This window comes from Pseudoalteromonas sp. SG45-2, from assembly GCF_014164115.1.
GTDB classification, from domain to species: Bacteria; Pseudomonadota; Gammaproteobacteria; order Enterobacterales; family Alteromonadaceae; genus Pseudoalteromonas; species Pseudoalteromonas distincta.
The window spans coordinates 170,611-194,751 of sequence record NZ_JACJEO010000008.1; the positions used below are offsets into that span (position 1 = coordinate 170,611).

Consider the following 24,141-nt stretch of genomic DNA (forward strand, 5'->3'; position numbering starts at 1 on the left):
AGAAAAGCGCGCTCTATCTCTAGGCGCGCTTGCGGAATCTTCTAATTTTCTGCATCCTGCAATTGAACTTAATCAACTCCAATTTTCACTAATCCATGTTTATTACTATATTACTTTTTAGTTCTATGTAATGTAGACCGTCCGGGCCTGTATCCTTTAATTCCTAAACATCCTGTAGGGTAAATACTATTACCAAATCCTTAATTACACTTCCTAGTGTATCCTTGTTTTAACCAATCCCTTGTGTTGCCTTAAAGGCCTGTCCATTTATTCCTTCAACATCCTGTTGAACAACTTAGCCTTGTTATTATCCTTTTCGCATCTTCCTGACGCTGTCCTTTTTACAACATTGCGTTGTGATACTCATCCTGAGCCTGTCCTAAAATCCGTGTTGTCCTGATAACCTAATCATTGGTTGGTTGAGTAAGCAGTCCATTTCCTTTTACTCAATAAGCGTCATTGCTTGGTTGATGCGTAAATTATAGTGCAATAGAGCAACTAAAATAGAGATAAAACTACATTCAATTAGTGTTTTTGCAATAGTAATAAAAATAAATCTCATGTAATTCAGGTGCTTAACTGTTTTTAGGTTGTTTTTTATCTTGTTTTTTACTCATTAGCTGTCACATCCGTAAGACATCTCTTACACCGTATTTCCTTTTTGGGCGTTATTTACATATTTACATTTATTTAAAGTGTGCACTTTTAGAATGAGCACGGTAGAATTCGTTGATAATAACAGTTATTTAGGTGGAATAATGAAGAAAGTATTTGCACTTGTTTTAGGGGTAGTTGCATCGGCACCAGTCTTTGCAAACGATGTTGTTAACATCTACTCTTTTCGTCAACCGTTTTTAATTCAGCCAATTTTAGAAGACTTTACAAAGCAAACAGGCATAAAAACCAATGTTGTTTTTGCTAAAAAAGGGCTAATTGAGCGTGTTAAACGCGAAGGCAAGCACAGTAAAGCTGATTTAGTATTAACCTCTAACTTTAGCGCGCTTATTCAATTAGAAGATTTAAAATTAACACAAACTATAAAAAGTGACAGTGTAAATAATAATGTTCCAGCCGCCTTTCGTGACGGTGATGGCCAATGGGTTGCGCTTACTAAGCGAGTGCGTAATGTGTATTCATCAAAAGAGCGAGTTGGTGAGTTACCTAAGCTCACTTATGAAGATTTAGCAGACTCTAAATACAAAGGACAAATTTGTACGCGCTCAGGCAAACATCCATATAATTTAGGTTTAGTAGCTTCTATGATTGCACACCATGGTGAAGCGCAAACTAAAGAGTGGCTTGAAGGTGTGAAGGCTAATTTAGCACGTAAACCTCAAGGTAACGATCGTGCTCAAGTTAAAGCTGTTAAAGAAGGTTTATGTAACTTGGCATTAGGTAATAGTTACTACCTTGGCAAAATGCTAGAAGATAAAGAACAAAAAGGTTGGGCAGAGGCCGTAAATATTAACTTTCCGAATCAAGTTAATCGTGGCTCACATATAAATGTATCGGGTGCGGTTATTACCAAATACGCTAAAAACCCTGAAAATGCATTAAAGCTCATAGAGTATATGACCGACAGCAAAGCACAAAACATGTATGCCTCATTAAATATGGAGTATCCAGTTAAGTCGGGTGTTGAATTATCAACTTTGGTTGCCTCTTGGGGTAGCTTTAAAGAAGACAGCTTGCCACTTGATGAGATTAGTAAATATCGTCCGTTAGCACTTAAGCTAATTGATGAGGTGAAGTTCGATCTTTAATGACTAATAAATTTAAGCTGTCTAAATGGCAGCTCTTTGCGTGGTCGACTGGCTTAATACTATCGGCCCCGTTGTTTTTTCTTCTTTTTGAATCTCTACAAGGTAGCTCTGAGGTGTTTTCTCACCTGTGGGATACCGTGCTTTGGGATTACATAACCAATACCGTATTGTTAGTTTTAGGTGTTTGCGTCCTTAGCTGCGCCATAGCTTTGCCACTTGGGTGGCTAACGGCTTACTGTAGTTTCCCGGGTAAAAAACAGTTTGAATGGGCACTTATGCTACCCCTTGCTATGCCCACCTATATTATTGCCTATGTATACACTGATTTATTAGATTATGCGGGCCCGGTGCAAATAGCGCTGAGAGAATGGTTTGGCTGGCAATCGCCTAGCGACTATTGGTTTTTTGATATACGTACATTACCCGGCGCCATCGTTATGATTGCCTTGGTGCTTTACCCGTATTTATTTTTAATTTTTAAAACGGCCCTTCGCGAGCAGTCATTCAAATTAGTACAAGCTAGCCAGTTAATGGGGCTATCTCCTTGGCAAAGCTTTTTTAAAGTTAGTTTAGTGCTCTCTCGTGGGGCAATTGTGGCGGCTCTTGCACTTATTAGTATGGAAACCATGGCCGACTTTGCAACAGTGAGTTATTTTGCCGTAAGTACATTAACAACCGCCGTATACGATACGTGGTTTGGTTATTACTCACTTACAGCGGCCGCTAAAATATCGGGTGTGATGTTACTGCTGTTATTTTTAGCATTAATGGCAGAGCGTTTTAGTCGTCGTAATCAAGCGGTATTTGAGCGCCAATCAAGTGTAAATAGCGAATCGCTCTATGTATTAAAAGGAAAGTCTGCTTGGCTCGCAACGGCATTTTGTAGCTTTATTTTACTTATCGCTTTTGTAATTCCTATTGCAGTACTTATAAATTACGCCATTACCTACTTTGATAAAGCATGGGATGTAGAGTTTTTTAGTTACGCTTGGCAAAGTTTAAAAGTGGCAGGGGTTGTAAGTGTTATAACCATTACATTGAGTGTTTTTGTGGTTTTTTATCAGCGTGTGGCAAAGCAAACGTATCCGCTTATTCCTGGGCGTTTAGCAAGCACAGGTTATGCGTTGCCAGGAACTGTACTCGCTATTGCGGTTTTGTTACCTCTTACATTGTTAGAGAACACCATTAACACAGCGCTCGAGCCGTATAATTTAGATATTGGCTTACTGCTTACAGGTAGCATTCTTACTATTATTATTGCTTATATTGTTAGGTTTTACGCCATTGCACACGGAGCAATTGAGTCGAGTTTTTTACGTATTAGTCCATCACTTGATATGGCAAGCCAATCAATGGGTAAAAGCCAAGGGCAAACGCTGCGTTTAGTGCATCTACCTTTACTGCGAAGAGGATTGCTCACTGCTGCCTTATTGGTATTTATTGAGTGTATGAAAGAGTTGCCGGCTGCGCTATTGCTCAGACCGTTTAATTTTGAAAGCTTAGCTACTCATGTATTTCAGTATGTGAGTGACGAGCAGTTAGAGCTTGCTTCAATATCTGCATTATTTATTGTTATTGTTGGGTTTATTCCTTTGTATTTTATTAATCGTTCTATGGAGCAGCGTAGTTAAATGAGTAGTTTAATTTTACAAGGCGTGAGCTATCACTATAACGGCACAAAGGTTATTCACGATTTAGATTTAACAGTAGGTAAAGACGAAATTGTTTGCCTACTCGGGGCGAGTGGATGCGGAAAAACAACCACATTAAAAGCGATTGCAGGTTTAATTGAAGCCAAGCAAGGGTCTATTTTTATAGACGGTAAATTAGTGAGTGATGAGCAATCGTTTGTCTCACCTGAGCATCGTAACATCGGCATGATGTTTCAAGACTATGCGCTGTTTCCGCATTTAACGGTGGCAAATAATATCGCATTTGGGCTTAGTAATATGAGCAAAGCTCAAAAGCAGCAACGCGTTGATGAAATGCTTAAGCTTGTACATTTAATTGGCTGTGCTGACAGGTTTCCACACCAGTTATCGGGTGGCCAACAGCAACGCGTCGCTATCGCTCGTGCATTAGCTTATAAACCTAGTTTATTACTCCTTGATGAGCCCTTTTCAAACATCGACACACAAGTACGCTTTGAATTAATTGCCGATATACGTCGAATTATTAAGGCAACTCAAGTATCTGCTGTGTTTGTTACACACTCAAAAGAAGAGGCGTTTGCGTTTTCAGATACACTTGCCATTATGCATCGCGGTAAAATTGAGCAACAAGGCACGCCTGAGCAGCTTTTTGCAGCTCCATGTTCAAAGGAGGTTGCAGAGTTTCTGGGTCAGGGCATATACTTAAGCGCAGAAGTGTTAACCGCAACTGAATATAAAACACCATTTGGTTTAGTCGAATCTTATGTTGAGAGTAAGCATAATGTAAGTGCAGGGCTTATATATGTGCGCCCTCATCAAATAGAATTAGTGGCAGATAACCAAAGTGACAAATTCAGCAAGCGAGCTACAATCATAAGTCGTCGCTTTATTGGTTCGGCGTATGTTTATTCGGTTGTTATTGATGAACAAGAAATTGAAGTTGCTGCACAATATGGCCAGTCATTTGAAAATAATGATCAGGTTATAATAAAAATAAAACCTCACACGGTGAATTTTTTCGAATCGTAATTAATTTGTTATTCGCTGTGTTTTTATCTGTAAAACTAAGGAATAACAATGGCGCAAGCGCAATCAGGGATTTGTGCTGAAGCAAACTTACACGGTTTGCACTTATTTTTTAATGTGTTTGATGGTCAAGACGAATCACTTCGCGCAAAGTTAAAACAAGTAAGCGCTATAGAAGAAGAGTTTAGCGATCAATTTTCAGAATCAATGCTCTCTTGTATGGTTGCTATTGGTGCGCAATACTGGCCGCATATCCTCCCTGAATACATTCCAAGCGAATTACAGAGCTTTCCCAATATAACCCATAGCGATCACCAAATGAGCGTACAACCGTGCGATTTATTTGTGCAAATTCGCTCTGACCGTGAAGATGTTAACCATTTATTTGCGCTGCAAATTTTAAAATTATTTGCCCCCGATGTTGAGCTGGTGGAGCAAATTCGTAATTTTCGTTTTTTAGATGGTCGTGATTTTAACGGTTTTATTTATGGTGGCGACACCGCACATGGAAGAAAAAAGCGCGCTACGGCTTTAATCAGCAACCCTGGTAGCTTTGAAGATCAGGGGAGTTATATTCATGTTCAGCGTTATAAACATGATTTAACTATGTGGCAGCATTTATCATTGAGTGAGCAAGAGCAAATAATGGGACGTACGCGTCTTGATAACACGCTAATTACTCCAGCGGTCGAAACCAGCCATGCTTCGCGAAGTGAGCTAAAAGACGAAGACGGACAACCGCTACTATTAAATCAAAGCATGCCTTATGGCGACGTGTATGAGCAGGGAATGTTATCAATTACATGCGCTTGTACGGGCACCGCATTTGAAAAAGTACTTAATAGTCGTTTAGGGAAAGGGGATTGCTACGACCACTGGCTTGATTTTACTCAAGCCGATATGGGCTCTGCTTTCTTTGCACCTTCAATAGGGTTTTTAAAACAAATTTAGTTTGCTATTAAACTGTATCAAATAAAATGCGAACACGTTCAAGTGTTACATCTATTTCAGATATTTTAGCAGGAGCGATAAAAATAGTATCGTCGCCTGCAATTGTTCCTAGTACGCCATCTGCTTTACCTAATGAATCTAATAAACGTGCAATAAGCTGAGCAGCACCTGGGCTGGTACGAATGATGATCATCATTTCGTTGTGCATAATGTCGATTACCAATTGGCGTAATGGGCTTTTAGCCGTAGGTACACCCATTTCAGCAGGTAAGCAGTAAACCATTTCTTGTTTGGCATTGCGTGTGCGTACAGCGCCAAATTTACTTAACATGCGTGAAACTTTACTCTGACTTATATTGTCAAAACCTTGATCTTTTAACGCATCAACTATTTCGCCTTGAGAGCCAAAATTTTCTTCTTTTAATAGTGATTTAAATGCTTTTACCAGTGCTTCTTGTTTATCTTGTGGTTGCATAGTCTTTATTCGTTTTTGTTATTTATGCCGCAAATTCTACACAAAAATGAATAATTATGCAGCAGTTGTTTAGTTAACTTGCCAGTTTGATGCGTTAAATCACATAAGTTTACGACTATGGTCGAAAATATACTTGAAATAGACAGGATAAATTTGTTTTTAGTCGCTAATTTCATTATCTTAAGAGCCACAAATGTTTCCTACCTCAAATTACGGAGAATTCCAATGAAAGTTGCTGTATTAGGTGCTGCAGGCGGTATCGGCCAAGCGTTGTCTTTATTATTAAAAACAGGCTTACCAGCTGGCTCTGAATTATCACTTTATGATGTTGCACCAGTGGTACCAGGTGTTGCGGTTGACCTTTCTCACATCCCAACAGATGTTAAAGTTGCAGGCTTTGGCGCAGACGATTTAAATAAAGCGCTTGAAGGTTCTGACATCGTTCTTATCCCAGCGGGTATGCCACGTAAACCAGGTATGGATCGTGCTGATTTATTCAATGTAAATGCTGGCATCATCAAAACTTTAGCAGAAGGCATTGTTGCCAGCTGTCCTAAAGCGTTAGTAGGTATTATTACTAACCCAGTAAACGGCACAGTTCCAATTGTTGCTGAAGTATTCAAAAAAGCAGGTACTTACGACGCTAAACGCGTATTCGGTATTACTACGCTTGACGTTATTCGTTCAGAAGCATTTGTTGCTGAACTTAAAGGCGTAGACGTAGCAACTGTAAAAGTACCAGTAATTGGTGGTCACTCAGGCACAACTATTCTGCCTCTACTTTCTCAAGTTGAAGGTGTTTCTTTCACTGATGAAGAAGTTGCTGCACTTACTCCACGTATCCAAAATGCGGGTACTGAAGTTGTAAATGCTAAAGCAGGCGGTGGTTCAGCTACGCTATCTATGGGTGCTGCTGCAGCTCGTTTTTGTATGTCTTTAGTTAAAGGCCTACAAGGTGAAGAAGTTGTAGATTACGCTTACGTTGCTGTTGAAAATGGCGATGCAGAGTACTTTGCACATCCAGTACGTTTAGGTAAAAACGGTGTAGAAGAAATTCTTTCTTACGGCGAACTAAGCGCATTTGAAACAAAAGCAAAAAATGACATGCTTGAAACTCTGAAAAAAGACATCAAAGAAGGTGTTGATTTCATGGCGTAATAGCCGGTTTAAGCAACAAAAAGCCTGCATTTGCAGGCTTTTTTATTGCTCAGAATTAATGTCACACTGTGTAACTAGTTAAAACTAGTGGTCGCGGTCAACCGCAATACGGGCAAGGCTTATAAGTGCTTGCTTATAGTCAGACTCAGCTAAAAAGTCTAAACAGGCAATGGCTTTTTCGGCCTCAAGCTCTGCTTTTTGCATTGTAAACTCAAGCGCATTAGTTTGTTTTAGTGCAGTTAAAATTTCTTCTAAATGCTCCATACCATTACTGTGCTCTATTGCATCACGAATGAGCTGTGTTTGCTGCTCGCTACCATGTTGCATAGCATAAATAAGCGGAAGGGTTGGTTTGCCTTCAGCTAAATCATCGCCAATGTTTTTACCTAGCTGCTCAGCATCTGCATTGTAATCGAGTACGTCATCTACTAGTTGAAACGCAGTACCTAAATGCATACCGTATAGGTTTAGTGCATCAAGTGTCGCTTGGTCTTGCTCTGTGATAATGGCAGCAAGGCCTGTAGCTGCTTCAAATAATTTAGCCGTTTTAGAGTAAATAACCTGCATATAGCTGGCTTCAGTCGTATCTGGGTCATTGCAGTTCATCAGCTGCAATACTTCACCTTCAGCAATAATGTTTGTTGCATCGGCAAGTACTTGCATAATCTGCATTTTTCCAAGGCCAACCATAAGCTGAAATGAGCGAGTGTAAATAAAGTCACCAACCAATACGCTAGCAGCATTACCAAATTCAGCATTTGCTGTAGGCGTGCCACGTCGTAAGTTTGATTCATCTACAACATCATCATGCAATAGCGTTGCTGTATGGATAAACTCAACAATTGTTGCAAGTGTTATGTGATCTTTACCCTGATAACCGAGCGCTTTGGCTGCTAAAATAGCCAGCATTGGACGAACGCGTTTGCCGCCACTGCTAACTATATATAAACCAAGCTGATTAACTAACGCCACATCTGAGCGCATTTGCGCATGTATAAGTTGATTGACGTCATTCATATCGCTTTCGATTAACGCCTGGATAGCTTTTATATCCATTGATCTCCGAGCCAATTTTTATGTGTGAACGGCGCAGATTGTACAACAAAAAATGCACTAGCTCGATATTTTGTGACGATTGATTGAAAAAACACTATTAAAGTACTTAATTTAGACTGAATTAGCCAAGATAACTGATTAATTGATAATCAATATAGAGTTTATGGTGTGCTTAGATATTGAGCTGTGAGGGTCATATTTGAGTACATTAATTTATTTCGGCTAAGAGTTAAAAAGCGCTTGGCAAAAGGGCCAATTAATATAAAATGGGGTAAATATTGAATTGCTCTCAAAGCAGCTACTTTTTATTCATTTTAATTACAAAATAGGCTTGCTAGTTATTTCGCGTTAGCGTAAACTTCGCGCCCTATCGAAGAATATTTTAGTTGCGCCGATTTGAGGGTGCACAGACGGAGTTAATTATGTACGCGGTTTTCCAAAGTGGTGGTAAACAGCATCGTGTGACTGAAGGTCAAACGATTCGTCTTGAAAAATTAGACGTTGAAACTGGTGCGGCAGTAGAATTTGATTCAGTACTTTTAGTTGCTGATGGTGAGAAAATCGAGATCGGTGTACCGTTCGTAAACGGTGGCAAGATAACAGCTGAGGTTGTTTCACATGGTCGCGGTGAGAAGATTAAGGTTGTTAAATTTAGACGCCGTAAGCATTCTCGTAAGCAAATGGGCCATCGTCAATGGTTCACTGAAGTTAAAATCACTAGCATTAGCGCTTAATTAGAGGTACTTAGAAATGGCACATAAAAAAGCAGCTGGTAGTACTCGTAACGGTCGCGATTCAGAAAGCAAACGCCTAGGTGTTAAGCGTTTTGGTGGCGAATCAGTTCTAGCGGGTAGCATCATTGTTCGTCAGCGTGGAACTCGTTTCCACCCTGGTACTAACGTAGGTATCGGTAAAGACCACACTATCTTCGCAAAAGCAGATGGTAAAGTTCAGTTTGAACAAAAAGGTCCTTTAAACCGTAAATACGTAACTATCGTAACTGAGTAATCAGTAAGGTAGTTAAAAACCCCGCCTTTGCGGGGTTTTTTGTTTTGTAGTCAGCCAATATATACCCAAGCCTGCATTTGTGCTGGCTTGGGTATATAATAGAGTTATTAAACAAGCCAATCCCTAAAGTGAGTAATCATGAAGTTTGTAGATGAAGTAGAAATTCGCGCAGAAGCTGGAGACGGTGGCAGCGGCATCGTGTCTTTCCGTCGTGAAAAATATGTTCCAGATGGTGGACCAGACGGCGGTGACGGTGGAGACGGTGGTAGTGTTTATCTACAAGCTGATGAAAACTTAAATACCTTAATTGATTATCAGTTTGAGCGCTTCCATAGAGCTGAACGTGGTACTAACGGTCGTAGCCGTAACTGTACAGGCCGAAAAGCTGATGACTTATTTGTTATGGTGCCTGTAGGCACACGCATCATGGATGTTGATACCCAAGAGGGACTTGGCGACTTAACTCAACATGGTCAACGAATTTTGGTTGCAAAAGGTGGTTTCCACGGCTTGGGGAATGCGCGTTTTAAATCAAGTACTAACCGAGCACCTCGTCAAAAAACATTAGGCACACCAGGTGAAGTACGTAACTTAAAATTAGAGTTACTATTATTAGCTGATGTTGGCTTACTTGGACTACCAAATGCCGGTAAATCTACGTTTATCCGCAGTGTATCTGCAGCAAGACCAAAAGTAGCTGATTACCCATTCACGACGCTTATTCCTAATTTAGGTGTGGTACGTCCTGAAGCAAATAAATCATTTGTTATAGCCGATATTCCGGGTCTAATTGAAGGTGCATCTGATGGCGCAGGCCTAGGTATTCGCTTTTTGAAACATTTAGAGCGTTGTCGTGTGTTATTACACATTATTGATGTAATGCCGGTAGATGGTTCAAACCCTGTTGATAATGCGTTTTCGATTATTAACGAGCTGCACCAATACAGCCCTAAATTAGCTGAGAAGCCACGCTGGTTAGTATTTAATAAAATAGATTTATTACCAGAGGATGAAGCAAAAGCGTTATGCGAATCGATTGCAGAAGAGCTGGGCGAAACTGAAAATATCTATCACATTTCAGCAATTAATAAACTTAACACTCAACCATTAATCCACAACATAATGACACTACTTGATAGCATGCCTAAAGAGAAGTTTGTACAAGTGGAAGATGAAGAAGTTGAATTTAAGTGGGATACCTATCATGAAAAAGCCACTAAAGGTAAGGGCAATGATGATGATTGGGATGACTGGGATGAAGATGATTACGACGTAGAAGTTGTCTACGAGCGTTAATTAAATAGAATTTACTAAAAAGGAGCTTATGCTCCTTTTTCTTTGTTTAAGAATAAAGTACTAGGTGTATATTATGATAATTTCAATGATTGCAGCAATGGCAAATAACCGTGTAATTGGTCTAGATAATAAAATGCCATGGCATTTACCTGCAGATCTTCAGCATTTTAAAAAGGTCACTACGGGTAAGCCTGTGATCATGGGTCGTAAAACTTTTGAGTCTATAGGCCGTCCATTACCTGGGCGCCGTAATATTATTATTACTCGAAACAGCGAATATACTGCACAGGGTATTGAAGTAGTAACTACGCCAGATGCCGCATTAGAACTCGTTACTACTGCTGAAGAAGTAATGATTATTGGTGGTGGTAATATCTATGAGCAATTTTTACCAAAAGCAGAACGCCTGTATCTAACTTTTATTGATTTAGATGTTAAAGGCGATACACAGTTTCCAGATTACAATAAAGTTGCTAATTGGTACGTGAAAGAAGAGCAAGAAAAGCATCCGGATGACAAGAATTTATCTAGTTATAAATTCGTAACTTTATATAAAGAACGTTAACATTATTGCGTAAATTTTGATAGATTGATATAATATTCGATAGTCTATATAAGAACAAAGTATTATAAAGGGTTTGTCATGTTTAAATTACCAAAGCTAGTTGCACTTACTGCCGTTGTAGCTGTTAGTTCGTTTTCGTATACAGCACCTGTAAATGCTGAAGATCAATTAGCAGTATCTATTTGTGAATATATTGCGGCAGACGATAAAAACCGATTACGCAGCAAGCTTAAAAGCTCTCGTGTAAAAATTCGTAATATTTATGATGCAGTACAATGTAATGGTAATAACTTATTACGTCATGCTGTTGCTAGTAATGCAGTAGATACTGGTGAGTATATAGTTAAAAACTTATCAAAAAGTGCGTTAACAGATGGTGCTGATATTGCTTGGGCTGAAGGGAATTTTGCCAGCTCACCGCTTATTGCAGTAATTAAAGAGCGTGCAGGTCTTTAATTATAAAAAGGTTTTGTAACGCGACCTTTAGTTAGAAATTTATTGGTCTGGGTTTGTTATTTATAGCAAACCCAGGCTTTTTTCGTTTAGCTAATGTAATCTCACCCCACAACAAAATCATTAATAAACTTCATAACTTACCTGCTCATTTTAAATAACCAAAAATGTAGAGTCTCTGTTTAATAAACAGCTTCAAATTTACTTCTTCAAAAGAGGTAACTTTATTCAGCTGGTATCTATTTTGTATCTGCTAGTTTGTACCAATACGCAATAATAGTTAATTATTTTGCGGGGCTAAACGTGTCGCACCTGTGTTAAAAAATTCTCATTTAGAACAACTAAGTAGCGAATTTTTTGCCTAGCTATCAACACGTTTTTCCATCCTAAAAATAGATCACTTAATTAAGCGAATTGATATTATTTACAAACTTAATCACTAAGGACAGATATGAAAGCTGTAATTCCAGTAGCTGGCTTAGGGACGAGAATGCTCCCTATGACAAAAGCTATCCCAAAAGAAATGCTCCCAATAGTCGATAAGCCTCTAATTCAATATATTGTCAGCGAATGTGTGTCCGCTGGTATTAAAGATATTGTGTTAGTTACGCATAGCTCTAAAAATGCAATCGAAAACCACTTTGATACAAGTTATGAACTAGAAGCGACTCTTGAGAAGCGTGTTAAACGAGCTTTATTAGATGAAATTCGCTCTATTTGTCCAAATGATGTAACTATTATGAGTGTACGCCAAGGTGAAGCTAAAGGGCTAGGGCATGCTATTTTATGCGCTAAACCAATAGTTGGTGATAACAACTTTGTTGTGCTCCTGCCTGATGTGATACTTGATGCCTATACTGCGGATCAAGAAACTGAAAACTTAGCGGCCATGATTAAACGCTTTAAAGAAACTCAAGCAAGCCAAATAATGCTTGAGCCAGTAGCTAAAGAAGACGTTAGTAAATATGGTATTGCGGATATTAATGGGGTTGATCTAATGCCAGGCAAAAGTGCTGCAATAAAAGCAATGGTTGAAAAACCTGATGCAGATTTAGCGCCTTCTAACCTAGCTGTTGTAGGGCGATATGTACTGAGTAAGAACATTTGGCCTCTACTTGCAAAAACGTCTGTAGGTGCTGGCGGTGAAATACAACTTACAGATTCTATTGACGCATTAATGGCACAAGAAACCGTTGAAGCATTTCATATGAGTGGTCGCTCTCACGATTGTGGAGATAAGTTAGGTTACTTAAAAGCAATTGTTGAGTACAGTCTGCGAGATGAAAAGCTAGGTAATGATTTTTCAAGTTTTATAAATGATTTGAATTTACCTTAATACAGCGCGTATTCTTCGTTCTATGGTAGGCTGTTTTGAGCTACTAAGTTAGCCGTACTTTTTATACATAGTAGTAGGCTACGTAGTACGATTGTTACTTATTCTGTATTAATCTTTTCAAGGAATTACCATGATTGAGCAAGGCCAAGAATTACCAGCAGTGACGTTAACGCAATTAACTGACGACGGTATGCAATCTCTTACAAATAAAGAATTGTTTGAAGGTAAAAAAGTCGTGTTATTTGCAGTTCCTGGTGCGTTTACACCAACGTGTTCAAATGCCCATTTACCTGAATTTATTACCCTTGCTGATAAAATTAAAGCAAAAGGTGTTGATGCTATTTACTGTGTATCAGTTAATGATGCATTTGTTATGAAAGCATGGGGTGACTCACAAAACGCGCAAGAAATTACAATGCTTGGGGATGGCGATGGAAGTTTCACTAAATCTTTAGGGCTTGATAAAGATACTGCTAGTTTTGGTGGTATACGTTCAACGCGTTACGCTATGATTATTGAAAATGCGCTAGTAACAGGTTTATTTGTAGAACAAGACAAAGAGTTTGTTGTAAGCCGCGCAGAATCAGTACTAGAGAAGCTATAACAGTAATAAAGTGTAGATTTTAGTTTTAACTAATCTGCTAGTTATTATTGAAAAACCGATGTTGGCAGCAACATCGGTTTTTTTATTAAAGGCTCAAACTTTAAATTACGGTTGGTATTGCCCGCTAAGCGTTAAACCAGAGAAAGTGCTATAAGCGTTAACGCTTAAGTGCCAAGTACCTGCTTGTGGATTAGTAAATGTACATGTTTCTGCATTGCCATTTTTATAAGGGCGGCAATCGTATGAGCTTGCTGTTGGTTGGCTACCGTATTTTACAAATAAATCAGCATCGCCACTGCCACCCGATGTTGTTACTGTAAACGTAGTCATTCCAGCTGGTACATCTAACGTGTAATGTTTCCACTGCCCAGTATTGGCTGACACATCGCTTATAGTGCCGCCACCTGCTTGTGGAGTACCTGAACCGCCACCCGATGATGAACCACCAGTAATATTACCTACTAAGCTAACAGCTGAATACGCAGAGTAGCCGTTAAGCATTACGTGGTAAGTTCCCGCAGTAGGGTTATCAATAGAACACTCTTCGCTATTACCGCCTTTATATGGACGACAATCATAGGTAGTAGTTGTAGGTTTACTGCCTGCACGTACGTATAAATCAGCATCGCCAGTACCACCACTCATAGTGAATGTTACGTTAGTTGCACCGCTTGGTACTGTCATCGAGTAAAATGCTTGTGCATTTGCAGCCCCACTTAAACCTGTTTTAGCTTCACCATTAATAAGCTCGCTATCGCCACCGGTAGGTGGAGTAGTGCCGCCACTTGCTGCTGCAACAGCTGCGGCAGCATCAACAATACCCGTACCACAGCTAGTACATGTTGCAGGGAACGAACGGGTAGTTGATTTTAAAATACTTTCTATTTCGTCAGGCGTTGCATCTGGCTTTGCTTGCTTAATAAGTGCCGCAACACCTGCTACGTGGGGCGCAGCCATTGATGTACCTTGTGAAAAGCCATAGCTGTCGCTTGAAGGTGTAGACGAACCTGAATTGTAAGTTGATAGAACGCCTTCAGAGTCGTTTGCAAAGCTTTGTGCACCACCTGGTGCTGCAACATCAATATTGCTACCGTAGTTTGAGTAATAAGCTCTGCCGCCATTACGGCCCACTGAGGCTACGTTTACTACACCGTTACAGTTACCTGGGTTGTAGTTTGCTGAGTTATCGTTATCGTTACCTGCAGCAATAACTACCACAGTGCCGTTACTACGTGCTGTGTTAATTGCATTTTGAGTTGTAGAGCTACATGAACCGCTCCCACCTAAACTCATATTAATTACATCAGCAGGGTTTGAGTTAGCAGGAATACCTGAAACACTTCCACCAGATGCCCAAATAATACCGTCTGCAATATCAGAGGTTAAACCACCACACTTACCTAGTACACGAACAGGCACTACTTTTGCGTTATAAGCTACGCCTGCAACACCTTCACCGTTATTGGTTACCGCAGCAACTGTGCCTGCTACGTGCGTGCCATGCCAGCTAGAGTTTTGTGCACCGTTAGTACCACATTCATTCGCAGCAACTGCATCACCAGGATCACGTGCATCGCTATCGCGACCACCACCGTCATTAGCTACCGAAAGGTTAGAGATCATATCGTAACCCGGTAAAATATTAGCGTTTAAATCAGCATGAGGGCGGTAGCCCGTATCTAGTACAGCTACAACTACACCGCTACCCGTTGCGGTATCCCATGCGGTCGGTAAGTTTAAACCACCGGCTTGCTCGTAGTAGTGCCATTGGTCATCAAAACGTGGATCGTTAGGAGTTGAAAACGGCTTTAGCATTTGATCCACTTCAATGTATTCAACATTGCCAGAATCAACCATTTCTTGCATAAACTCTTGGGCCTCAGCCGCACTTAATTTTTTATCAGCACGCATTACGTGATGATTATTAAGTGCCATTGCACGAACGTATTTTGCTTTTACTTTGCCTTTTTTAGAAGCGAAGTTTTTAACAAAGCTTTGTGCGCGCTTTTTCATGCTAGCTGGGCTTGCGTCTGCAGTTGAGAGGCTCGCCATTTCGTTATTATTTTTATATTTAATAATGAACTGAGTTTCGAAACCGCCTTGGCTTTGTAGTTTAGCCGATGTTTCAGCCATTGAACTTGAAACTGATTGAGCCATGCCAGATGTTGCAGCAAAAAGCGTACTAACTGTAATTGCAATTGCGCATCTTTTAAAAGTTTTACTTGTTGTCATAATTATCCCTAGATTTTTATTTATTATTTCGTGATGTAGGATCACGATGCGGGAACAAAAGTAAACGATCTGTTAACTGGGTTAAAATATCAATTTATTATGTACCTCTTTCATTTAGTTATAACTCAGGTTTTTAGCGGTTTACTCGTTGTTTAGTATTTGTCATATAAATTAAAAATAAGTATAAAGGGTTGGTTTATTGTGCGGGTAATTATTCCCGACTTATTACTGATGCGTTTTTGTTGTGTTATTGCTAATAATTTAAATGCTACGTTGTTAGCTATCAAACTTTGCTATAATCGGAAAAATTTTTTAGTAGGGTAAAATAATGAGTCAAGTAGATGTAATTGTAATAGGTGCGGGAGCTGCAGGATTAATGTGTGCAGCGCAAGCTGGATACCGTGGCCGAAGCGTTACAGTACTTGATATGGGGAAAAAACCAGGTCGTAAAATTTTAATAAGTGGTGGTGGGCGTTGTAATTTTACAAATGAAAACGCAACCCCTGATAACTACTTATGCGCAAATGCTCATTTTGTTAAATCATGTTTAAGTCGCTATACACAGCATGACTTTATTGAGCTGGTAGACAGACATGGCTTGGCGTATCACCATAAAACACTAGGTCAGCTTTTTTGCGATAACAATGCACAAGACATTGTTGATATTTTACTGACCGAATGTGAGTGGGCCGGGGTAAATATAAAACTACGCAGTGAAGTGATCTGCGTATCAAAAACCGAAACCGGCTATAGCGTTACCACAGAGCAAGAAACCTTAAGCTGTGAGTCGTTAGTTATAGCATCAGGTGGCTTAACTATGCCAAAATTAGGGGCTACACCAATAGGTTATAAAATTGCAGAGCAGTTTGGCTTAAGCGTGTTACCAACTATGGCTGCACTTGTACCATTTACTTTGCATCAGCATGATAAAGAGCGTTTTGAAGGGCTCTCGGGAATTAGCATTCCCTGTGAAGTTTCAAGCGAAGACGGCACCGTATTTAAAGAAAACATCCTCTTTACTCACCGAGGGTTATCGGGCCCAGCAATATTGCAAATAAGCTCATTTTGGCGAGCAGGGCAGGCTGTAATTATAAACCTATTACCTGAAATTGATTTAAGGCAGCAACTTGCTGATTGGCGAGAAACGCAAGCCCAAAAGTCTTTAAAAAATAGCCTTGCGACTATTTTACCTAAACGCTTTATAGAAATACTGCACGAAAGCAAAGCGATACCAGATTGTAATATTAATCAGCTTACCCATGCTCAAATAGATGAGTTAGTAAATTATATTCATGCGTGGCAAATTAAACCCAATGGCACAGAAGGTTATAGAACAGCAGAAGTAACATTGGGCGGTGTAGATACCGACGAGTTGAGCTCAAAAACCTTTGAAGCTAAAAAAGCTAAAGGCCTATACTTTATAGGCGAAGTAACTGACGTAACAGGGTGGCTTGGAGGCTACAACTTCCAATATGCGTGGAGCTGTGGATTTGCTTGTGGGCAGCACGCTTAAGTTTGTGTAGAGACAATAAAGTTTACCCGTAAGCACAAAAGTTTGCCCGTAAGAAGGTTTTTAGACAATAAAGTTTGCCCGTAGTGAGGTTTGCTACTATGCTTTATCTATGTAAAGGTAATGGTAATACTCATGTCACGAGGAAGAAAGTTAGAATCTGTGCAGGATTTTCAGCGAGCCCTTAAGAACAAATATGGGATAGGAGAAGGGTTTAATTATAAGCCCTGGCTGCGAATTCAGGATGTTAAATCCCACGGAACGAGGTCACTAGTTTTTGGGCGAAAGTCTCAGCGTGAGCATCATATGATGTCCTCAATTGAAGCTGAACTCTTTTACCTAGCCGAGTTCTCTGACAGTGTCGTTGATATAAGAGAGCAGTTTCCTATCTTGCCACTTAACTATACACAAAAAGTGGCAAATATACTGGGTATTAAGCATCCAGCTCATCCCAAAACCAAAGAACCTATAATTATGACTACGGATCAATTACTAACTATTGATTCTACTCAAGGTATTTCATATCACGCCGTTTCAGTTAAGCCTGAAAGTGAGTCGGGGAAGCAGCGAGTACTTGAAAAGATTGATATTGAACGAGTTTGTTGGGAACTGCTTGGAGTTAAGTTTAGCTACTTCACTGGTAACGAATTAACCAAAACTCAAAGTCGTAATCTAGAATGGGCATCAGCTCCTTTTCGTGAAAATCCAACACGTTTTTCTGACGAACAAATAAGTCGTGCCTTAACTATTATAAATGTAGGGCAGGTTTTTTTTGAAGATCTTTGTAATGAACTTATTTCCATGAATATAGCTACACATGATGATTCACAGTTACTTATTCGTTATTTAATTGCAGATAAATACATTGATGTAGATTTATCATCTAATATTCCTGAAGTTGGAATTTTAGATGTCAAATCTATCGCTTCTATGCAAAAAGGGGTCATGAATGGAACTTCCTAGAAATAGTGTATGGGAGTTGAAAGGCTCAGATTTAGCTGATGATGGCTTATATCGAGTTTTAGACATTATGAGCGATGTTACTTCTGTCATCCTATTCCCTCTTAGTAATAATTCGACTACCATTCGCCCTTTTGCTATTTCAATAGAAGCTTTTATTGAACATGTTAAAAGCCAAAATTTCACCAAGTCAGTTTTTAGCCTTCCTAGTTTTCTTTCAGTTGCAGAAGAGAATATTGCCAAAGAGCATCTCTCTCGTAGAGATAAAAATTACGAGCTAATTGAAAGCATTATTTCTGACCGAGGTTTTCTTTTTGATTATGCGACTAAGAAGCGTGTTCCACATCTAGCAAAATATGCGGAAAAAATGGGCATTGATCGTAAAGTATTATCCCGCCTTTTAACTCAATTTTGGCGTTATGGACAGGATAAAATGGCTCTTCTCCCAGCCTATAGCAAGAGTGGTGGTTTAGGGAAAGATAGGAGACCAACAGATAAACCACTGGGGTCACCTAAACAGCCAAGAACCGTGGCTGTGGAAAGAGCAGTTAAATTTATAGTCACTGATATAGATAAAAATAAATTCACGAAAGCACTTAAAAAATACTATCTAAAGCAGACAGGCTTGACGCTGTCAAAAACTTATAAAAATATGCTGATAGATAGCTATGCTGATGAAGTACGCCTTGCTAATGCATATGGTAAACCGCCAGTAGTTCCTACTCTTAAACAGTTTAGCTACTGGTCAAAAAAAATATTTTCGAAAGATGAGTTTATTAAAAATAGAACCTCGGAAAATGATCACTTAAGGAATAAAAGAGGTTTACTGGGTAGCGTAACTCAAGATAGCTATTTACCCGGGTCCCATTTTGAGATCGATGCAACGGTTGCTGATGTTCATATTGTTTCTGAGCTTAGCTCTCAGTATATATTAGGCCGACCAACAATTTATATCGTCGTTGATAGGGCTAGTCGAATGATAGTTGGAATGCATGTTTCACTCTTTCATGCTTCATGGCGAGCTGCTAGGCAAGCATTATCAAACTGTTTCCTACCTAAATCTCGTTACTGTGAAGAGTTTGGTGTAAATATAGATGATTCAGAGTGGCCTTGCTCGCATATTCCAAAAGAACTTGTCTGCGATAATGGTGAAATGATTGGCTTACAGCCTAAGAAAGCGTTAAACCCGATGACTAAGCTTTCTTTCACCCCTCCTTATAGGCCAGATTATAAGGGAGTGGTTGAGAAGCGCTTTGATATTTTAAATAAAAAAGTTATTCATGAATTTTTAGGTACCACTCGAGGTGGTAACGTCATCAGGGGGAGTAGAGATCCTAGAAAGGATGCTATCCATACTTTAAAAGAAGTGACTGTTGAAATAATTAAAGGCATTTTAGAGCATAATAAATCCATATTTTCTGACCTAGCTTTTTCTAGTCCGTTACTAGTTGAAAATGACTTATCTCCAACTCCTATCAATTACTGGAAGATCCATCTCGCTAAGTATAAACATGAACTTCAAGCCGCTCTACCTCATGACGTTATATCCCGCTTACTTCCCCCTACACAAGTTAGTATGACGCGCAATGGAATTCACTATAATGGGTTGTATTATTCAAACAAAGAAATTGAAGAACGTAATTTAGCATCTATAGCTAGATCATCAGGCCAATGGAAATTGGAAGCACGAATTGATGAAAATACAACTAATTACATTTATGTAAAACTAGATAAAAATAAAAATTTTGAGTTCTGTTATCTATTGCCACGTAGTCGTATGTTTAAAGATAAATCAATGTACGAGTCTGAATTTATACAAGACTGGTTAGACTCAAAAAAAGAATTGACCCCTATAAGTGTTACATCTATAGATGATCACCAAAGTCGTCGTCATGTGACTAAAAACGCCAAAGAACGAAGCAACAATGCTGAAAAGATAGCGTTTTCCGAAAAAACCAAGAATGTTCGTCAAAGACGTGAGGATGAGTTGCAAGCAACAACGAACGTACTTCAGCCAAAAATGCAGAGCAATAAAAATATCGATGCTACACCATTAGAAAACAGATCTGATAAGATCGTTTCTTTACCGGTTGGTAGAAAGAGAAAAACAAAAGGAGAGTCATCATGACAATAACTCAAGCTATATACCATGATGCAATCTTACCTGAACACAAAGGTAATCCCTTAATTGAAGCCCTTCCTCCTAAGCTTTCTTGGCAAGTTGTTATGACTGTATTCTGTAATTATCCAGATTATGCTGAAGAAGTTTCTGAACATCCAAATCCATTAGTAAGAGAAGAATATCTAAATAGAATAGAAGAACTCAGACAACCTTTGAGTGACTATGAATCTTGTTTCAGAGCAATAGAAAGAGCTATTAAAAAAGGATACTCAGCAAAAAACCCACTTAGCCCTACTACCGCACAATATTTACATTATTTAGTTGATGAAAGGCCTGAAATTGAACCTAGAACTGGCTTTTTCCAGCCTAAAGGTGAGGGTTTAACGCTAATTGGTGAAAGTGGTGTAGGTAAATCGTCAATGCTGGAGCAGGTTCTTAATTATTTTCCTAATGTTATTGAACATAACTCATATAAAGGTTGTTCTTTTACAGCACTAAAACAGGTTGTTTGGATAAAAGTCGATTGCCCAAGTAATTCTAGTGTAAGAGATTTATGTGAAGAAATTTTATCAGTATTAGACCTCTCATTAGATAGAGAAAAAACTAAGCCAGCAGGTACAATAGGTGCACTTGTTCGTCAATTAGAGCAGTGTATTAAATCGAGCTTTCTCGGGATGCTAATTATAGATGAGATGCAAAACTTACAGTTTAAACGAACTGGTGGTGAGAACAATCTGCTTAGGTTCTTGCATCGATTAGTGAACAAACTAGGTGTGCCGCTTTTCTTTATTGGAAATCCCCCATTTGATCAAACTTTAATTAAAGAATTGAAAGCAGCTAGAAGAGCTGAAAGTGGATACCATCACACTATGTCTGTGCTTGCTAAGGACAGTGATTCATGGCGGGCGTTTATAACTCAACTTTGGAATTATCAATGGGCTAATGTTTATACAGAGCTCTCGGAAGAGCTCAATGACTCATTACATAAGCTTTCGGTTGGGAATATAGACATGGCAAGCCGGACCTATCGAGAGGCACAGCGATTAGTGATTGGCAGCGATGATGAGCGGCTAACAGTATCAACACTCGAGGCTGGCAATGCAATAGCATGTGGTTTATCCCGACAAACCAATAAGATTCATGAACTAAAAAGTGTAATTAGTTTACCAACAGGGAAGCAGCGACGTAGTACTGAAAAGATTGAGACAGAAAGAGTGATTGCTATAGATAAAACTGGTGATATTACTAAACCGCAACATCCAGAATTTGCAGGTCAACTGATTGAACTAATAGGTGCTGTCGATTTAAACGATAGAGTAAAATTTCCAGATACATTTCAACAAGCTGGCGGTTTTGAAAACCCTATTAGCTTTTTGAGACAGAAAAAAGTGCTGCTTGAAGATCCTTTGTCTGAGTTATCTTGATGTGTTTAAATAATGAGCATTAAGAGTGTTTTAGTCTAAAATTAAACCATTGCTAAACTTGGAACTGAAAATGAATGCAGCTTCCTCTACCTTTTCCAGATGAAATAATATTCAGCCGTATTGTGCGTCACTTTACTTTGAGTGGCATGACTTGTGAGAATTATTTATCTAATGTATTTGGTAACCATAAAGTAACGATTCACCCTTATTTAACAGCGGGTCTTGAACAAGTCTGTAAATTTAGTCATGAATTATCAATTGAAGTTTTAAACAAGCAAACATTAGCTCCTTTGTTTATGCACTTCTTGCCATCTTATGGCTCAATTATTTCGAATGCTTTAATATCTAGTAAGGCATGCGAAGCTATTCGCGCTTGTCAACTAACCTGTGTTCGTGAAAAAGAGCAAATTTCTATTAAGTTTTGCCCTGAATGCGCCAGAGTCAATGCTCAAGAATTTGGTTTATCTTATTGGCATAGAAGTCATCAAGTCCCTGGCATTGAATCTTGTTCTTTACATAGGGTTCAGTTAGAACACTTTTCTCTAGAAACTCGCTCAAGATTAAGCCATTGCTTACTACCACCTTTAAATGTTAAATCAAGGCCAAGTAGCCAAGTCAGCTTTGATTTTGCTCAGTATTCATATGATGTATTAAATCTAACTAGTTGTAGTAGTAAAAGCTTCAGTTTAAATACTTTTAAAGCCCAGCTTCAAAAGCTAGGTTACATAACTAATAAAGGAAGATATCGTCGGAGGTTAATTTTGATGAGTTTATATCAACTTTCTCAAGATTTAGTCCATGACACAAACTTTTTTTACCCCCGTTCATCAGAGGATTATCGTTATATTTCATATTTTCTATCAGGCAAAGTTTCTCAACATCCAATAAAGTTTCTCTTATTTGGTTTCTGGCTTGCAAAGCAAGCGGTTGAAAAAGTGAGAAGTAATATTGTTTTGACAGAAGCAAAACCTGCGATGTCGATGGAAAATCAATGCATCAGCTTGCTTAAGCAAGGTGAGTCAATGGCGAGTGTTAGTCGAGTCACAGGAAAAAGCCGATGTTATATAAAGACCCTTGCATTAAGATTTAATATTCCGATTAACCTTAAGCCCAAATATATAACAATTAAAATGAAACAGAGGATATTACTTCTAGCTAAAAAAGGTTTTCACCGAAAAGCTATAGCGTCTCTATTTCAAATATCTTCAGGAAGCGTTGAGCAAGTAATCTCTTCAGAGCCTAGTTTAGTAAAAAAAAGGAAACAATTTAAATATGAGTCTAAAAGGCGAAAATATAAAGCTATGATATTAAGATTCATAAAGCTAGAGCCCTTAGCCATTAAGCAAGAAGTAAAGGTAAATTGTTACGCTGCTTTTCATTGGCTTAATGTAAATGAAAATGAGTGGTTGCATTTAACTTTGCCTGCTCCAACTAAGCCACAAGCTCTAGCAAGAGTTAATTGGAGTAAAAGAGATAGGGAGTTACTCACTAAAGTTAAAGCTATACTGGTAAGGTCTGAAGTTACTTTATCTAGGACAAAACTAGACAAAGCGATTGGAGGTCATGGCTGGTTAACTAGGTACGCGAATAGATTACCAGAGACTATAAAATATATTGAAGAACAATTAAATGTATAGGGTCTGTATAGTCAGATAGAATTGAATATATTGTTTTTTAGTCAAATTTAATGAGTAGAAGGCTTACTATGATTTTTAAACCAGAAGGTTGGGTTGTTTTAAAATCCAAATCAGAAGAAAACGATAATTTATATCTTATATTCGGTTCTTGGAGGGAAGGGGATCGTTGGAGATTGAGTTCAGGCTCAAAGTCTTTACCGCACTTATCTGATTGTGGAAATTATTGGATTTGGCCTCAAGTATCAGGCTCTATATATGAGCTCCCCGTTGGTGAAGAAAATGGCTACACCTTCTACACTGGTGCTGTATTAGACGATTTGTTAGCAAAAGGATACCGCGATGGCACACAGCTAAAACTCATAGCACTTAAAGATATTATGGAAGATAAATAAGACGCTTATCGTCTTCTAATCTGTCTATTTGTTTTACTTTTGAAGGTAATGTTCTCTGCATAACGATAGATACTTGAGGGGTTTAATGAAGCAAGCGTAAAGAGTACCATGCTGTAAATGTCCTTAGCTCTACACTAAAAGCTAATAAATGAATACACTAAAAGCTAATAAATGAATGCACTAAAAGCTAACAGTGTTACTTTGAATCAAGTATCAGAGACACTTTCCTACTCATAAGGTAAAAATTTACTTATAGCCTTATTGTACAGGTTTGATTTTTAGTTTTTGAGCAAATCTGACAATCGCATATGTGCCATGAGCAGTCATTCATGATTAACTCGTTTCTGCCCCTTTATGAGTTAACGTAAATACTCTATAGGTCGGCTTTGAGCGATTAGCGGTCAGTCGAGCCATCTCAATCTTAAAGTATCTTTGAACAGATAGCTCTAGATATGACGATGGCTGATTTTAATATATAGCGAACATCTTACGCGCATACTTCAAGCTTTAATCTCTTCGGG

At 38.8% G+C, this 24,141-nt stretch carries 21 protein-coding genes; 18 read left to right on the forward strand and 3 right to left on the reverse strand.

Annotated features, from left to right (window positions below):
* Nucleotides 1-758 precede the first annotated feature (758 nt).
* From H5116_RS08005 to H5116_RS08020, 4 genes are read left to right on the forward strand one after another with little or no spacing between them, the layout of a single operon-like run.
* Nucleotides 759-1,763 carry a Fe(3+) ABC transporter substrate-binding protein gene (locus H5116_RS08005; RefSeq protein WP_182694322.1) on the forward strand — a complete coding sequence of 335 codons (1,005 nt, stop codon included), beginning with the start codon at nucleotides 759-761 and terminating at the stop codon, nucleotides 1,761-1,763.
* Nucleotides 1,763-3,394: an iron ABC transporter permease gene (locus H5116_RS08010; protein WP_149603256.1), complete on the forward strand. Its 1,632-nt coding sequence runs from the start codon at nucleotides 1,763-1,765 to the stop codon at nucleotides 3,392-3,394. The genes H5116_RS08005 and H5116_RS08010 overlap by 1 nt, the downstream gene beginning before the upstream one ends.
* A complete protein-coding gene (locus H5116_RS08015) occupies nucleotides 3,395-4,444 on the forward strand; it encodes an ABC transporter ATP-binding protein (protein WP_182715892.1) in 1,050 nt (349 codons plus the stop codon).
* A gap of 48 nt (nucleotides 4,445-4,492) precedes the next feature.
* Nucleotides 4,493-5,392: a Dyp-type peroxidase gene (locus H5116_RS08020; protein ID WP_182715893.1), complete on the forward strand. Its 900-nt coding sequence runs from the start codon at nucleotides 4,493-4,495 to the stop codon at nucleotides 5,390-5,392.
* Between the two features lie 7 nt (nucleotides 5,393-5,399).
* Here the strand turns inward: H5116_RS08020 and argR are convergent, their stop codons facing one another.
* Nucleotides 5,400-5,867, reverse strand: coding sequence for a transcriptional regulator ArgR (argR, locus tag H5116_RS08025; RefSeq protein ID WP_002957753.1), 468 nt, complete (start codon nucleotides 5,865-5,867; stop codon nucleotides 5,400-5,402).
* A gap of 225 nt (nucleotides 5,868-6,092) precedes the next feature.
* Here argR and mdh point away from each other — a divergent pair, with 225 nt between their 5' ends.
* Nucleotides 6,093-7,025 carry a malate dehydrogenase gene (mdh, locus tag H5116_RS08030; protein WP_002957751.1) on the forward strand — a complete coding sequence of 311 codons (933 nt, stop codon included), beginning with the start codon at nucleotides 6,093-6,095 and terminating at the stop codon, nucleotides 7,023-7,025.
* Nucleotides 7,026-7,109: 84 nt separating this feature from the next.
* Here the strand turns inward: mdh and ispB are convergent, their stop codons facing one another.
* Nucleotides 7,110-8,081, reverse strand: a complete 972-nt coding sequence (gene ispB / locus H5116_RS08035) for an octaprenyl diphosphate synthase (RefSeq protein WP_024596483.1) — start codon at nucleotides 8,079-8,081, stop codon at nucleotides 7,110-7,112.
* Between the two features lie 422 nt (nucleotides 8,082-8,503).
* Between ispB and rplU the strand changes: the two genes are divergently transcribed.
* From rplU to H5116_RS08070, 7 genes are all read left to right on the forward strand, one after another.
* Nucleotides 8,504-8,815, forward strand: coding sequence for a 50S ribosomal protein L21 (gene rplU, locus H5116_RS08040; protein WP_002957748.1), 312 nt, complete (start codon nucleotides 8,504-8,506; stop codon nucleotides 8,813-8,815).
* A gap of 16 nt (nucleotides 8,816-8,831) precedes the next feature.
* On the forward strand, nucleotides 8,832-9,089 hold the full coding sequence (gene rpmA, locus H5116_RS08045) for a 50S ribosomal protein L27 (RefSeq protein ID WP_002957747.1): 258 nt from the start codon (nucleotides 8,832-8,834) through the stop codon (nucleotides 9,087-9,089).
* 138 nt (nucleotides 9,090-9,227) lie between these two features.
* Nucleotides 9,228-10,385 (forward strand): Obg family GTPase CgtA, encoded by a 1,158-nt coding sequence (cgtA, locus tag H5116_RS08050; RefSeq protein ID WP_002957746.1) that lies wholly within the window; start codon nucleotides 9,228-9,230, stop codon nucleotides 10,383-10,385.
* 73 nt (nucleotides 10,386-10,458) lie between these two features.
* Nucleotides 10,459-10,950, forward strand: coding sequence for a type 3 dihydrofolate reductase (folA, locus tag H5116_RS08055; RefSeq protein ID WP_182715894.1), 492 nt, complete (start codon nucleotides 10,459-10,461; stop codon nucleotides 10,948-10,950).
* 78 nt (nucleotides 10,951-11,028) lie between these two features.
* Nucleotides 11,029-11,406, forward strand: a complete 378-nt coding sequence (locus tag H5116_RS08060) for a DUF3718 domain-containing protein (protein ID WP_024594810.1) — start codon at nucleotides 11,029-11,031, stop codon at nucleotides 11,404-11,406.
* A gap of 448 nt (nucleotides 11,407-11,854) precedes the next feature.
* A complete protein-coding gene (gene galU / locus H5116_RS08065) occupies nucleotides 11,855-12,739 on the forward strand; it encodes a UTP--glucose-1-phosphate uridylyltransferase GalU (protein WP_165744542.1) in 885 nt (294 codons plus the stop codon).
* Between the two features lie 130 nt (nucleotides 12,740-12,869).
* Nucleotides 12,870-13,343, forward strand: coding sequence for a peroxiredoxin (locus H5116_RS08070; protein ID WP_024594812.1), 474 nt, complete (start codon nucleotides 12,870-12,872; stop codon nucleotides 13,341-13,343).
* A gap of 105 nt (nucleotides 13,344-13,448) precedes the next feature.
* On the opposite strand, the gene H5116_RS08075 is transcribed toward H5116_RS08070, so the two are convergent.
* On the reverse strand, nucleotides 13,449-15,575 hold the full coding sequence (locus H5116_RS08075; protein WP_182715895.1) for a S8 family peptidase: 2,127 nt from the start codon (nucleotides 15,573-15,575) through the stop codon (nucleotides 13,449-13,451).
* A gap of 328 nt (nucleotides 15,576-15,903) precedes the next feature.
* Here H5116_RS08075 and H5116_RS08080 point away from each other — a divergent pair, with 328 nt between their 5' ends.
* From H5116_RS08080 to H5116_RS08105, 6 genes are all read left to right on the forward strand, one after another.
* The gene (locus H5116_RS08080; protein ID WP_182715896.1) at nucleotides 15,904-17,088 is read left to right on the forward strand and encodes an NAD(P)/FAD-dependent oxidoreductase; all 1,185 of its coding nucleotides are present in this window, start codon (nucleotides 15,904-15,906) and stop codon (nucleotides 17,086-17,088) included.
* A gap of 132 nt (nucleotides 17,089-17,220) precedes the next feature.
* Nucleotides 17,221-18,048, forward strand: coding sequence for a TnsA endonuclease N-terminal domain-containing protein (locus H5116_RS08085; protein WP_182715897.1), 828 nt, complete (start codon nucleotides 17,221-17,223; stop codon nucleotides 18,046-18,048).
* The gene (locus H5116_RS08090; RefSeq protein ID WP_182715898.1) at nucleotides 18,035-20,173 is read left to right on the forward strand and encodes a DDE-type integrase/transposase/recombinase; all 2,139 of its coding nucleotides are present in this window, start codon (nucleotides 18,035-18,037) and stop codon (nucleotides 20,171-20,173) included. Before H5116_RS08085 ends, H5116_RS08090 begins: the two co-directional genes overlap by 14 nt.
* The gene (locus H5116_RS08095) at nucleotides 20,170-21,591 is read left to right on the forward strand and encodes an ATP-binding protein (protein ID WP_182715899.1); all 1,422 of its coding nucleotides are present in this window, start codon (nucleotides 20,170-20,172) and stop codon (nucleotides 21,589-21,591) included. Before H5116_RS08090 ends, H5116_RS08095 begins: the two co-directional genes overlap by 4 nt.
* A 74-nt stretch (nucleotides 21,592-21,665) precedes the next feature.
* Nucleotides 21,666-23,228 (forward strand): TnsD family Tn7-like transposition protein, encoded by a 1,563-nt coding sequence (locus H5116_RS08100; RefSeq protein ID WP_182715900.1) that lies wholly within the window; start codon nucleotides 21,666-21,668, stop codon nucleotides 23,226-23,228.
* Between the two features lie 68 nt (nucleotides 23,229-23,296).
* Nucleotides 23,297-23,620 carry a hypothetical protein gene (locus H5116_RS08105; protein ID WP_182715901.1) on the forward strand — a complete coding sequence of 108 codons (324 nt, stop codon included), beginning with the start codon at nucleotides 23,297-23,299 and terminating at the stop codon, nucleotides 23,618-23,620.
* Nucleotides 23,621-24,141 lie beyond the last annotated feature (521 nt).

Excerpts from the sequence above, each read along its gene's own strand:
- H5116_RS08090 (WP_182715898.1), top strand. The coding sequence starts at position 18,035 with ATGGAACTTCCTAGAAATAGTGTATGGGAGTTGAAAGGCTCAGATTTA.
- folA (WP_182715894.1), top strand. The coding sequence starts at position 10,459 with ATGATAATTTCAATGATTGCAGCAATGGCAAATAACCGTGTAATTGGT.
- galU (WP_165744542.1), top strand. The coding sequence starts at position 11,855 with ATGAAAGCTGTAATTCCAGTAGCTGGCTTAGGGACGAGAATGCTCCCT.
- H5116_RS08060 (WP_024594810.1), top strand. The coding sequence starts at position 11,029 with ATGTTTAAATTACCAAAGCTAGTTGCACTTACTGCCGTTGTAGCTGTT.
- cgtA (WP_002957746.1), top strand. The coding sequence starts at position 9,228 with ATGAAGTTTGTAGATGAAGTAGAAATTCGCGCAGAAGCTGGAGACGGT.
- H5116_RS08080 (WP_182715896.1), top strand. The coding sequence starts at position 15,904 with ATGAGTCAAGTAGATGTAATTGTAATAGGTGCGGGAGCTGCAGGATTA.
- ispB (WP_024596483.1), bottom strand. The coding sequence starts at position 8,081 with ATGGATATAAAAGCTATCCAGGCGTTAATCGAAAGCGATATGAATGAC.
- rpmA (WP_002957747.1), top strand. The coding sequence starts at position 8,832 with ATGGCACATAAAAAAGCAGCTGGTAGTACTCGTAACGGTCGCGATTCA.
- H5116_RS08075 (WP_182715895.1), bottom strand. The coding sequence starts at position 15,575 with ATGACAACAAGTAAAACTTTTAAAAGATGCGCAATTGCAATTACAGTT.
- H5116_RS08010 (WP_149603256.1), top strand. The coding sequence starts at position 1,763 with ATGACTAATAAATTTAAGCTGTCTAAATGGCAGCTCTTTGCGTGGTCG.
- H5116_RS08095 (WP_182715899.1), top strand. The coding sequence starts at position 20,170 with ATGACAATAACTCAAGCTATATACCATGATGCAATCTTACCTGAACAC.
- argR (WP_002957753.1), bottom strand. The coding sequence starts at position 5,867 with ATGCAACCACAAGATAAACAAGAAGCACTGGTAAAAGCATTTAAATCA.
- H5116_RS08015 (WP_182715892.1), top strand. The coding sequence starts at position 3,395 with ATGAGTAGTTTAATTTTACAAGGCGTGAGCTATCACTATAACGGCACA.
- H5116_RS08105 (WP_182715901.1), top strand. The coding sequence starts at position 23,297 with ATGATTTTTAAACCAGAAGGTTGGGTTGTTTTAAAATCCAAATCAGAA.
- H5116_RS08085 (WP_182715897.1), top strand. The coding sequence starts at position 17,221 with ATGTCACGAGGAAGAAAGTTAGAATCTGTGCAGGATTTTCAGCGAGCC.
- H5116_RS08100 (WP_182715900.1), top strand. The coding sequence starts at position 21,666 with ATGCAGCTTCCTCTACCTTTTCCAGATGAAATAATATTCAGCCGTATT.
- mdh (WP_002957751.1), top strand. The coding sequence starts at position 6,093 with ATGAAAGTTGCTGTATTAGGTGCTGCAGGCGGTATCGGCCAAGCGTTG.
- rplU (WP_002957748.1), top strand. The coding sequence starts at position 8,504 with ATGTACGCGGTTTTCCAAAGTGGTGGTAAACAGCATCGTGTGACTGAA.
- H5116_RS08070 (WP_024594812.1), top strand. The coding sequence starts at position 12,870 with ATGATTGAGCAAGGCCAAGAATTACCAGCAGTGACGTTAACGCAATTA.
- H5116_RS08005 (WP_182694322.1), top strand. The coding sequence starts at position 759 with ATGAAGAAAGTATTTGCACTTGTTTTAGGGGTAGTTGCATCGGCACCA.
- H5116_RS08020 (WP_182715893.1), top strand. The coding sequence starts at position 4,493 with ATGGCGCAAGCGCAATCAGGGATTTGTGCTGAAGCAAACTTACACGGT.